Genomic DNA, 10,039 nt, shown 5'->3' with positions numbered 1-10,039 from the left:
CTCGGTGAAGCGCCGGCGTGCAATGCCTGAAATCGCGCGCTGCAGACGCGCTTCCAGCGCGGGATCGGCATGGCTGGTCCAGATCGCCCAGATTTCATCCTCGATCTCATGGGCCGGCCGCGCGGGCGTGTCCTGCTGCAGCGACTGGAACAGCCGGTCCAGCCGCGCGGTGCCCGCGGACGGCGCCGTGCAGGCGCCGTTCAGAATTTGCTTCAATGTTTCGGCAACCGGCAAATCCATGCCCAGTCCCTCGTCCGGTATCGCCTGCGCCCTATCATCTAGAGCCAACCCCAGATGCGGCGAGGGCGTAATGCGACTCTTCCAGATTGCCATCGGTTTGTGGCTGTGCTGTGTCGGTGGCCCGGCGATGGCGGAACCGGCCCTGTGGCAGGCTCTGCGCAGCGGCGAGGCGGTGGCGCTGCTGCGCCATGCCGAGGCGCCGGGCACCGGCGATCCGCCTGGCTTCCGCCTGGAGGCCTGCGCCACCCAGCGCAACCTGTCGCCCGCCGGCCGCGCCCAGGCCGCGCGGCTGGGCGCGCTGTTCCGCGCCAACGGCATCGCCAATGCCGAGACCCGCAGCAGCCAGTGGTGCCGCTGCCGCGACACCGCCGCCGCCCTTGGCCTCGGCCCGGTACAGGATGCGCCGGTGCTAAATTCCTTTTTCGGCTCGCCGCAAAGCGCCAGCACACAGACCGCGGCCCTGCGCGCCCTGATCGACGGCCTGCCGGCCGGCCAGCCCGCCGTGCTGGTGACGCATCAGGTCAACATCACCGGGCTCACCGGCATCTATCCGGGCAGCGGCGAGGTGATCGTGGTGGCGCGGCAGGGCTACCGCGTGCTGGGCCGGATCAAGAGCGACTGACTTATTCCAGATGCTCGATGCTGAGCGTCACATGGTCGGCGGCAAAGCGTGCGCGCACGAATTCCACCGGCCGGCCGCGCTCGTCGACATTCACGGTCTCGCTGATCAGCACCGGGCGGGTGCGCGGCAGGTCCAGCAGGCGCGCATCGCCGGCGGCGATCAGCTTGGCCGCGATCCGCGTGGTGCGCCGCGTGTAATCGGACACCCCGGCCAGCTTGAGGGCGCCGGTGATCGAGCCGGCGCGGCGGAACAGCTCGGGCATGTCGGGGAAACGCTCGACGCTGAAGCAGTGGCTGCTCATGCTCACCGCGCGGTCATCGGCATGGTTGCGGGTTTCGATCTGCCATAACGGTGCGCCGGTCGGGATGCCAAGCGCGCGGGCGATCTCCGCCGGGGCCGGGATCTGCTCGGCCGAGATCAGCTCGCGCATCGGCTTTTTCTGCCGGGTCAGCAGGTTTTCGGTGAAGCGCGTGCGTGCGCCGATGCGGTAATCCAGCGACCCCTCGGCGACGAACATGCCGCGGCCCTGCTCGATGCTGACCAGGCCGGTCTCGGCCAGCCGGTTCATCGCCTGGCGCACGGTATGGCGGTTGACCCCGAAACTGTCGGCCAGCTGCTTCTCGGTCGGCAACTGGATGCCCGGCTTGTAATCGCCGCGGCGGATCGCCTGCTCCATCGCAGAGGCGATCTGCCGCCACACCGCCATGCCGGCGCCCCGCTCAATCGGGCCGCGCTCGATCCCGCGATTTGCCGCCTGTGCTGCCGCCATTTCAGCGCTCCGTCATAAAAGATTCGCCAAAGCGTGGCTTGCTCAAGCCGGGCCGGCGGGGTATTGAATGTGTAGATGTCTAGACAAATTTAGACCATTGCGCAAGAGGTCTGTATGAGCGCCCAGCCCGAAGCTTCCGTCGCCCCTGCCATGACCGATCCGGCCGTCCAGGCCCGGCAGCGCCGCCTGCGCCTGCTGGCGCGCACCGACCGCGACACCCTGGAGGCCGCTTTTGCTGCGCTGCCGGAACAGCCGGCCTGGCGCCGGCTGAAGCAGCCCGAAACCGGCCTCGCCATGGTCCGCGCGCGCGCCGGCGGCGCCGGGCAGCGGTTCAACCTGGGTGAGATGACGCTGTCGCGCTGCGTGATCGCACTGGAGGGCAGCAGCGTGATGGGCGTGGGCTATGTGCAGGGCCGCGACCAGCGTCGCGCCGAACTGGTGGCGGTGTTCGATGCGCTGAGCCAGGACGCCGCCGGCGCCGCGCGGATCGAACAGCTGCTGATTGGCCCGGTGGAGCAGGATCTGGCGGCGAAACGCCAGCAGCGGGCCGCCAAGGTGGCCGCCACCAAGGTCGATTTCTTCACCCTGGTGCGCGGGGAGGATTGAGCATGATGACGATGACACAGATGGCGCCGGCCGCCGGCTTCGACGATCCGGTGCAGCAGAGCCAGCAGGCCTTCCGTGCGCTTCTCGATGCCATGGCGCGGCCCGGCCGCGTGGTGACGCTGGAGACCGAGGCGGGCCATCCCGATGGCCTCGCGCCGGCGTTGGCGGCAGCCTTGCTCACGCTGGCCGATCTCGACACGCCGGTCTGGCTCGGTGCCGGCTTCGATACCGATGCGGTGAAAACCTGGTTGCGCTTCCATAGCGGCGCGCCGCTGGCGACGACACCGGCAGATGCGGCTTTCGCCTTGCTCGATGGCGCGCAGATGCCGGCGCTGGATGTGTTCTCGCTCGGCAGTGATGAGGCGCCCGAACGCGGCGCCACGCTGCTGATCCAGGTGCCGGTACTGACCGGTGCGGCGGCGATGACCTGGCGCGGGCCAGGCATCAAGGAGGGCGTGTCGATGTCGCTCTGCGGCCTGGCCGACGCGATCTGGCGCCAGCGCGCGGCCCTGCAGATCGAATTCCCGCGCGGCCTCGATCTCTATCTCGGCTACGGCCGCGACCTGCTGGCGCTGCCGCGCAGCACCGTTATCGCCTTCGAAGGAGCCTGACATGTATGTGGCAGTCAAAGGCGGCGAGGCCGCCATCGGCAATGCGCATCAGCTGCTGGCCGAGGATCGCCGCGGCGATCCGGGTGTGCCGGAACTGAGCGTGGCGCAGATCCGCGAACAGCTCAGCTTCAGTGTCGACCGGGTGATGACCGAAGGCTCGGTCTACGATCCCGACCTCGCCGCGCTGGCGCTGAAACAGGCGCGCGGTGACCAGGTGGAGGCGATCTTCCTGCTGCGCGCCTATCGCACCACCTTGCCGCGCCTGGCCGTCTCAAAGCCGATCGCTACCGACAGCATGCAGGTGTCGCGCCGCATCTCATCCTGCTTCAAGGATCTGCCGGGCGGGCAGCTGCTCGGGCCGACCTTTGACTACACGCATCGCCTGCTCGATTTCGCGCTGGAAGCCGGCGGCGCCGTGCCGCCGGCCGAAGGGCGGGGCGCGCTGGCCGCGCATCTGCCGCAGGTGGTCGACCTGCTGAATGCCGAGGGGCTGATCGAACGCGAGCTGCCCGATGGCGAGGCCGCGCCGGTCGGCGATCTGACGCGCGAGCCGCTGATGTTCCCCGCCGGCCGCGATGTGCGGCTGCAGACCCTGGCGCGTGCCGACGAGGGCTATCTGCTGGCGCTGGGCTACTCCACCCAGCGCGGCTATGCCAAGTCGCATCCCTTCGTGGGCGAGATCCGTTCCGGCGAAGTGGGCGTCGAGATCGATATCCCCGAGTTGGGCTTTGCCGTCGATATCGGCGATATCACCGTCACCGAATGCCAGATGATCAACCAGTTCAAGGGCTCGAAAACCGAAGCACCGAAATTCACCCGCGGCTATGGCCTGGCCTTCGGCTATTCCGAGCGCAAGGCGATGGCGATGTCGCTGGTCGATCGCGCGCTGCGCGCCGAGGAACTGGGCGAGGATATCACCGCGCCGGCGCAGGATGCCGAATTCGTGCTCTACCACGCCGATAACGTCGAGGCCTCGGGCTTCGTGCAGCATCTGAAGCTGCCGCATCATGTCGATTTCCAGGCCGAGCTGACCCTGGTGCGCACCATGCGCGCCGAGATCGCGGCAGCCAACGAGCAACAGGCCGAACTGGCGGAGGCCGCACAATGACTGCCCAGCAGAGCTATCAGGCGAGCGCAACGCTGGCCGGCTACAACTTCGGTTTCCTGGACGAGCAGACCAAGCGCATGCTGCGCCGCGCGATCCTGAAAGCCGTGGCGATCCCGGGCTATCAGGTGCCGTTCGGCAGCCGCGAAATGCCGCTGCCCTATGGCTGGGGCACCGGCGGCATGCAGGTGACGGCCGCCGTGATCGGCAGCAAGGACGTGCTGAAGGTGATCGATCAGGGCGCCGACGACACGACGAACGCCGTGTCGATCCGGCGCTTCTTCGTGCGCATGACCAATGTGGCCACCACCGAGAAGACGCGCGAGGCAACGCTGATCCAGACGCGCCACCGGGTGCCGGAAACGCCGCTGTCGGAAGGCCAGATCCTCGTCTACCAGGTGCCGATCCCGGAGCCGTTGCGCTGGCTGGAACCGCGCGAGACCGAGACCCGCAAGATGCATGCCTTGAGCGAATATGGCGTCATGCATGTGAAGCTGTATGAGGATATCGCCCAGCATGGCCATATCTCCACGGCCTACGACTATCCGGTGCTGGTGAACGGCCGCTACCTGATGCGCTGCTCGCCGATCCCGAAATTCGATACGCCGAAGCTGCATATGAATGCCGCCCTGCAATTGTTCGGCGCCGGCCGCGAGAAGCGCATCTATGCCGTGCCGCCCTATACCGAGGTCAAGCCGCTCGATTTCGACGATCACCCCTTCGAGATCGAACGCTGGCCGGAAGACTGTGCGCTGTGCGGCGCCCATGACAGCTTCCTGGATGAAGTGATTCTCGACGACAAGGGCGGGCGCATGTTCGTCTGCTCCGATACCGACTATTGCGGCGAGCGTCGCGCGGCTGGCCATACCGGCCGCATGAGTGCGCCCTACAAGGATGAGGCAGCGGAATGACCAATCTCGACCAGACACCGCTGCTCAGCGTTGAGGCGCTGAACAAGAGCTTCGGGCGCCAGATGGCCTGTCGCGATGTATCGTTCGAGCTGTGGCCGGGCGAGGTGCTCGGTATCGTCGGCGAGTCCGGCTCGGGCAAGTCGACACTGCTGAATGCCATTGCCGGGCGCCTCGCGGTCGATAGCGGCAAGGTGCTCTATCGTACCGGCAGCAATGACATCATCGACCTGGCCAGTGCATCGGAGGCGCAGCGCCGCCACCTGATGCGCACCGAATGGGGCTTTGTGCAGCAGCATGCCCGCGACGGCCTGCGCATGACCTTCTCGGCCGGCGCCAATATCGGCGAGCGGCTGATGGCGCTGGGCGACAAGCATTACGGCACGCTGCGCGACACCGCGCTGGACTGGCTGCAGGCCGTCGAGATCGCACCCGAACGCATCGACGACCTGCCGCGGACGTTTTCGGGCGGCATGCAGCAGCGCCTGCAGATCGCCCGCAACCTGGTGACCCGGCCGCGCATCGTGCTGATGGACGAGCCGACCGGTGGCCTGGATGTGTCGGTGCAGGCGCGCCTGCTCGACCTGATCCGCCGGCTGGTGCAGGAGCATAACGTCGCCTGTATCGTGGTGACGCATGACCTGGGCGTCGCCCGCCTGCTGGCGCATCGCCTGATGGTGATGCGGCGCGGCCAGGTGGTGGAGGCCGGCCTGACCGACCAGTTGCTGGACGACCCGCAGCATGCCTATACCCAGCTGCTGGTGTCTTCCGTGCTGAGCGTGTGAGGCTGTCATGGATATGATCCGCGTCGAAAATCTCGACAAGACCTTCACCCTGCATCTGCGCGGCGGCATCGCCCTGCCGGTGCTGCGCAACACCGGCTTCAGTGTCGATGCCGGCGAATGCGTCACCCTGCACGGCCCTTCGGGCGCCGGCAAATCCACCCTGCTGCGTTCGATCTACGGCAATTATCGCCCGCAGGCGGGCCGCATCCTGATCTGCCATGACGGCGAGATGGTGGATATCGTGCATGCCCAGCCGCGCGTGGTGCTGGAGATCCGCAAGCGTACCCTGGGCTATGTCACGCAGTTCCTGCGCGTGATCCCGCGCGTGCCGACGCTGGATATCGTGGCCGAGCCGCTGTTGGCACGCGGCGCCGGGCTGCAGGCTTCACGCGCCCGGGCGGCCGAGCTGCTGACCCGGCTGCAGATCGCCGAGAAGATGTGGGACCTGCCGCCGGCGACCTTCTCGGGTGGTGAGCAGCAGCGCATCAATATCGCGCGCGGCTTCTGCGCCGATTACCCGATTCTGCTGCTGGACGAGCCGACCGCCTCGCTGGACGAAGCGAACCGCAAAATTGTCATAAACCTCATAGATGATGCACGGCAGCGCGGGACAGCGATTGTTGCCATCGTGCATGATGCGGATACCCGCGCCGCCATCACCACCCGCCTGTTGCCTTTGCCAAGCCATGGAGTTGCGGCATGACTGCCGATCTTGTTGTCACCAATGCCCGTATCGTCGGGCGCAAGGATGAAATCGCCGCCGGCAGCCTGCTGGCACGCGATGGCGTGATCGCCGATATTTCCACCGGTCCCTCGGCTGTCGGTGGCATCGAGGATTTCAACGGGGATTATCTGCTGCCCGGCCTGGTGGAACTGCATACCGACAATCTGGAAAAGCATTTTGCCCCGCGTCCGGGTGTGCGCTGGCCGGCCAAGCTGGCGGTGATCAACCATGATGCCCAGGTGGCGGCGGCCGGCATCACCACGGTGATGGATGCCGTGGCGGTGGGCGATGTGCGCGACGGCGCCGTGCGCATGGAAATCCTGCGCGAAATGATTGCCGCCATCGAGGGCGCGCAGAAAGACGGCATGCTGCGCGCCGAGCATCTGCTGCACCTGCGCTGCGAAGTGTCGTTCAAGGATCTGATGGGTCTGGTCGAGCCGATGTCGAATCTGAGCTGGCTCAAGTTGGTCTCGATCATGGATCACACGCCGGGCCAGCGCCAGTTCGTGAAGCCCGAGAAATACCGCCAGTATTACCAGGGCAAGTTCGGCCTCTCCGACGAGGCCATGGACAAGTTCATGCATGAGCAGATCACCAATGCCGCCGCCAACGGCGAGCGTAACCGCCGTGCGGTGGTTGAGCTGTGCCGGGCCAAGGGGCTGCCGCTGGCCAGCCATGACGATGCCACCGCCGCGCATGTTGCCGAGGCGGCGGCCGATGGCATGGTGGTGGCGGAATTCCCGACCACCCATGAGGCAGCCAAACTGTCGCGCCAGCATGGCATGAAGGTGATGATGGGCGGCCCCAACGTGGTGCGGGGCGGTTCGCATTCGGGCAACATCTCGGCGCGGTCGCTGGCCGAGGCCGGCGAGCTGGATATCATCTCGTCGGACTATGTGCCGAGCAGCATGCTGCAGTCGGCCTTCCTGGTGCCCGAGCAGGTGCCGCAGATCAGCCTGCCACAGGCGATCGCCATGGTTTCGGCCAATCCGGCCGATGCGGTGGGCCTGACCGACCGTGGTGCCATCGAGACCGGCAAGCGTGCCGATCTGCTGCGCGTTGCCATGATCGACAATACCCCGGTGGTGCGCGCCGTATGGCGCGGCGGCCGGCGGGTGATGTAGGCTGCGCGCCATGCAGATCGTCGACCAGATCATCGTGTTGCTGGAAAAGGCCGGTGCCGACCGTTACGGCATGGAGGCGGTCAGCCAGCTGGAACATGCCCTGCAATGTGCCATGCATGCCGAGCGCATGGGTTCGACGCCGGAACTGATCACGGCATCGCTGCTGCATGACATCGGCCACCTGGTGGGCGATGGCGATGAGGGTGCCGCCGAGCGCGGCATCGATGCCGGCCATGAGCATCTGGCCGCCGACGGGCTGGAGCGCTATTTCCCGCTTGCCGTGGTGGCGCCGGTGCGCCTGCATGTCGATGCCAAGCGCTATCTCTGCCAGGCCGAGCCGCATTACTGGGCCGGGCTGTCGCAGGCCTCGAAAACCAGCCTCGAGGTACAGGGCGGCATCTATAGTGACGCCGAGGCCGCCGGGTTCATCGCCCAGCCTTTCGCACAGGATGCGGTATTGCTGCGGCGCTGGGACGATGCGGCGAAGACACCCAATCTGAAAACGCCCGATCTGGCCCACTACCGTCCGATTGTGGCCGCCGCGCTGAAGGGCGCCGCCTGATCCGATGACTGTGGCGCCTGGCCGACTTGTCCTGGTGACGGGGCCGAGTGGCGTCGGCAAGGACAGCCTGCTGGATGGCGCGCATGCCGCCCTGCGCGACCGCGCCGATATCGTCTTTCCGCGCCGGATGGTGACGCGGGCGCCCGGCCTCGGCGGCGAGGACTATATCGCGGTCTCCGAGGCTGATTTTGCCGCCATGGCGGCGCGGGGCGATTTCGCCCTGCACTGGCCGGCCCATGGCCTGCATTACGGCATCCCGGCCACCATCGATGCCGATCTGGCCGCCGGCCGCCAGGTGGTGGTGAATGTATCGCGCGCGGTGATCGATGCGGCGCGGCTGAAATATCCGGGCCTGCTGGTGCTGGCGATCAATGCCTCGCCGGATGTGCTGCGCAAACGTCTGCAGGCGCGTGGCCGAGAGACGCCGGCCGAGATCGAGGAGCGGCTGCAGCGTGCGGCGGCTTACCGGCTCGAAGGGCCGGATGTGGTGCAGCTGAACAACGACGGCCCGCTGGCCGATGGCATCGCCGCTTTTGTCGGCCTGCTGGAAAAGCGCGGCTGATCGGTCATACTGCGGCGCCTGCCTCTGGAGCCCGCCATGGATACCCTTCTGCCGCTGCTCAGCATCATCGTCGCCATCGCGCTCGGCGCGATCAGCCCCGGACCCAGCTTCGTGCTGGTGGCGCGCACTGCCATCGCCGGCTCGCGCCGTGCCGGCCTGGGTACCGCACTCGGCATGGGACTCGGCGGGCTCACCTTTGCCAGCCTGGCGTTGCTCGGCCTGATCGCGCTGCTGGCCCAGGTGGCCTGGCTCTATCTCGGCCTCAAGATCATTGGCGGTCTGTATCTGCTCTATCTGGCCTGGCGCCTGTGGCGCGGTGCCAGTGAACCGCTCACCCTCGATACATCCGCTGCGACTGGCACGGCCGGTTTCGGCCGCGCCGTGCTGGTCGGGCTGTTCACCCAGCTGAGCAATCCGAAAACCGCCGTGGTCTATGCCGGCATTTTCGCGGCCCTGCTGCCGCAGCAGCCGCCGCTCTGGCTGGCGCTCACGCTGCCGGCGGCAATCTTCGTTGTCGAGTTCGGCTGGTATGCCCTGGTGGCGACAGCCTTTTCAGCCGGCGGGCCGCGCCGGGTATATCTCGGCGCCAAAAGCTGGATCGACCGGCTGGCCGGCGGCGTGATGGCCGCGCTCGGCATTCGCCTGATTGTCGAGAGTGCGCGCAGCTAGCCGCCGAAGGCGTAGCGCCCGGCGATGCGGAACGGTGCGCCGGGCTCGCCCTGCACGAAGAGGCAGAGGTCATCCAGCTCCACATCCCGGCGGGTGAGGGCTGCCGTCTGCTCGGTCAGATACGCCAATACGGCGGCGCGCTCGGCTTCATCCGCGATGCGGCCGGTCAGCGTGAAATGCAGGCGGAATTCCTCCAGCACATAGGGATAGCCCCAGTCGCGCAGATACTGCTCCTGCCGTTCGCTCAGGCCGGCGGCACGACGGCGTGCCAGCTCCTGCTCTGATGGCGGTGCACGGAAGCGGTCGAAGTCGCGGACGCAATCGGCGGCGAGCTGGTCCAGCGCCGGCATCGGCGCGGCGGGGCGCAGGGCCAGGAAGCTGCCAAGGGCGGCCATCTTCAGCGGTACGTGCAGCGGCTTGCGGCTTTCAGCAAAGCGCTCCAGCGCCATGATCAGCTGGGCCTCGTCGCAACCTTCGGCCAGATAGAACGGCGGTTTCAGCGTGCCGTGGAAACCGTATTGCCGCGGGTCGGCGGTCAGCGCGGCAATGCGCGCGGCCGGCAGGCCGGCGGCGGGCTGCGGTGGCGGGGTTTCGCCGGTCTCGGGGTCCCAGCCGAGCCACTGGGCGGCAAAGCGGTGCAGCGGGTGGTCTGCCGGCGGGGCGGTATAGAGAGCGAAGCGGGGCGCCATGCTGTCCTAGATGAATCTGCGAGTGGTCCTGTGGGTAACCTGATATCCGGTTAACGCGCCGGG

General features: G+C 67.2%; 13 protein-coding genes and 1 pseudogene. 11 read left to right on the top strand and 3 right to left on the bottom strand.

Annotation, left to right across the window (positions count from 1 at the left end):
• Positions 1-240, bottom strand: a pseudogene (locus AAG821_RS17845) (hypothetical protein); the annotation flags it as partial.
• Between the two features lie 70 nt (positions 241-310).
• Between AAG821_RS17845 and AAG821_RS17840 the strand changes: the two are divergent.
• A complete protein-coding gene (locus tag AAG821_RS17840; protein WP_341915949.1) occupies positions 311-862 on the top strand; it encodes a histidine phosphatase family protein in 552 nt (183 codons plus the stop codon).
• 1 nt (position 863) lies between these two features.
• Here AAG821_RS17840 and phnF read toward each other — a convergent pair whose 3' ends face one another.
• Positions 864-1,631, bottom strand: coding sequence for a phosphonate metabolism transcriptional regulator PhnF (phnF, locus tag AAG821_RS17835; RefSeq protein WP_341915948.1), 768 nt, complete (start codon positions 1,629-1,631; stop codon positions 864-866).
• A 114-nt stretch (positions 1,632-1,745) separates the two neighbouring features.
• Between phnF and phnG the strand changes: the two genes are divergently transcribed.
• From phnG to AAG821_RS17785, 10 genes are read left to right on the top strand one after another with little or no spacing between them, the layout of a single operon-like run.
• Entirely contained in the window at positions 1,746-2,237 is a 492-nt protein-coding gene (gene phnG / locus AAG821_RS17830) for a phosphonate C-P lyase system protein PhnG (RefSeq protein ID WP_341915947.1), read from the top strand.
• Between the two features lie 2 nt (positions 2,238-2,239).
• Complete coding sequence (gene phnH, locus AAG821_RS17825) at positions 2,240-2,848, top strand: phosphonate C-P lyase system protein PhnH (protein WP_341915945.1); 609 nt, start codon at positions 2,240-2,242, stop codon at positions 2,846-2,848.
• 1 nt (position 2,849) lies between these two features.
• The gene (locus AAG821_RS17820; RefSeq protein ID WP_341915944.1) at positions 2,850-3,956 is read left to right on the top strand and encodes a carbon-phosphorus lyase complex subunit PhnI; all 1,107 of its coding nucleotides are present in this window, start codon (positions 2,850-2,852) and stop codon (positions 3,954-3,956) included.
• Positions 3,953-4,864, top strand: coding sequence for an alpha-D-ribose 1-methylphosphonate 5-phosphate C-P-lyase PhnJ (locus tag AAG821_RS17815; protein WP_341915942.1), 912 nt, complete (start codon positions 3,953-3,955; stop codon positions 4,862-4,864). Before AAG821_RS17820 ends, AAG821_RS17815 begins: the two co-directional genes overlap by 4 nt.
• Positions 4,861-5,646 (top strand): phosphonate C-P lyase system protein PhnK, encoded by a 786-nt coding sequence (phnK, locus tag AAG821_RS17810; RefSeq protein WP_341915941.1) that lies wholly within the window; start codon positions 4,861-4,863, stop codon positions 5,644-5,646. Before AAG821_RS17815 ends, phnK begins: the two co-directional genes overlap by 4 nt.
• A gap of 7 nt (positions 5,647-5,653) precedes the next feature.
• Entirely contained in the window at positions 5,654-6,349 is a 696-nt protein-coding gene (gene phnL / locus AAG821_RS17805) for a phosphonate C-P lyase system protein PhnL (RefSeq protein ID WP_341915939.1), read from the top strand.
• Entirely contained in the window at positions 6,346-7,494 is a 1,149-nt protein-coding gene (locus tag AAG821_RS17800) for an alpha-D-ribose 1-methylphosphonate 5-triphosphate diphosphatase (RefSeq protein ID WP_341916367.1), read from the top strand. The genes phnL and AAG821_RS17800 overlap by 4 nt, the downstream gene beginning before the upstream one ends.
• Before the next feature lie 10 nt (positions 7,495-7,504).
• Positions 7,505-8,056: a phosphonate degradation HD-domain oxygenase gene (locus tag AAG821_RS17795; protein ID WP_341915094.1), complete on the top strand. Its 552-nt coding sequence runs from the start codon at positions 7,505-7,507 to the stop codon at positions 8,054-8,056.
• Positions 8,057-8,060: 4 nt separating this feature from the next.
• The gene (phnN, locus tag AAG821_RS17790) at positions 8,061-8,618 is read left to right on the top strand and encodes a phosphonate metabolism protein/1,5-bisphosphokinase (PRPP-forming) PhnN (RefSeq protein WP_341915093.1); all 558 of its coding nucleotides are present in this window, start codon (positions 8,061-8,063) and stop codon (positions 8,616-8,618) included.
• A gap of 36 nt (positions 8,619-8,654) precedes the next feature.
• On the top strand, positions 8,655-9,287 hold the full coding sequence (locus tag AAG821_RS17785) for a LysE family transporter (protein WP_341915091.1): 633 nt from the start codon (positions 8,655-8,657) through the stop codon (positions 9,285-9,287).
• Here the strand turns inward: AAG821_RS17785 and AAG821_RS17780 are convergent.
• Positions 9,284-9,976 (bottom strand): DUF1045 domain-containing protein, encoded by a 693-nt coding sequence (locus AAG821_RS17780; RefSeq protein WP_341915090.1) that lies wholly within the window; start codon positions 9,974-9,976, stop codon positions 9,284-9,286. The genes AAG821_RS17785 and AAG821_RS17780 overlap by 4 nt on opposite strands.
• Between the last annotated feature and the right edge of the window lie 63 nt (positions 9,977-10,039).

Origin of the sequence: Ferrovibrio terrae, assembly GCF_943372915.1 — a bacterium.
GTDB lineage: Bacteria > Pseudomonadota > Alphaproteobacteria > Ferrovibrionales > Ferrovibrionaceae > Ferrovibrio > Ferrovibrio terrae_A.
This window is presented reverse-complemented; position numbering and strand designations above follow the sequence as displayed.

Coding starts and splice junctions, on each gene's coding strand:
- phnK (WP_341915941.1), top strand. CDS start 4,861: ATGACCAATCTCGACCAGACACCGCTGCTCAGCGTTGAGGCGCTGAAC.
- phnH (WP_341915945.1), top strand. CDS start 2,240: ATGATGACGATGACACAGATGGCGCCGGCCGCCGGCTTCGACGATCCG.
- AAG821_RS17800 (WP_341916367.1), top strand. CDS start 6,346: ATGACTGCCGATCTTGTTGTCACCAATGCCCGTATCGTCGGGCGCAAG.
- AAG821_RS17780 (WP_341915090.1), bottom strand. CDS start 9,976: ATGGCGCCCCGCTTCGCTCTCTATACCGCCCCGCCGGCAGACCACCCG.
- phnF (WP_341915948.1), bottom strand. CDS start 1,631: ATGGCGGCAGCACAGGCGGCAAATCGCGGGATCGAGCGCGGCCCGATT.
- AAG821_RS17820 (WP_341915944.1), top strand. CDS start 2,850: ATGTATGTGGCAGTCAAAGGCGGCGAGGCCGCCATCGGCAATGCGCAT.
- phnN (WP_341915093.1), top strand. CDS start 8,061: ATGACTGTGGCGCCTGGCCGACTTGTCCTGGTGACGGGGCCGAGTGGC.
- AAG821_RS17795 (WP_341915094.1), top strand. CDS start 7,505: ATGCAGATCGTCGACCAGATCATCGTGTTGCTGGAAAAGGCCGGTGCC.
- phnL (WP_341915939.1), top strand. CDS start 5,654: ATGGATATGATCCGCGTCGAAAATCTCGACAAGACCTTCACCCTGCAT.
- AAG821_RS17840 (WP_341915949.1), top strand. CDS start 311: ATGCGACTCTTCCAGATTGCCATCGGTTTGTGGCTGTGCTGTGTCGGT.
- phnG (WP_341915947.1), top strand. CDS start 1,746: ATGAGCGCCCAGCCCGAAGCTTCCGTCGCCCCTGCCATGACCGATCCG.
- AAG821_RS17815 (WP_341915942.1), top strand. CDS start 3,953: ATGACTGCCCAGCAGAGCTATCAGGCGAGCGCAACGCTGGCCGGCTAC.
- AAG821_RS17785 (WP_341915091.1), top strand. CDS start 8,655: ATGGATACCCTTCTGCCGCTGCTCAGCATCATCGTCGCCATCGCGCTC.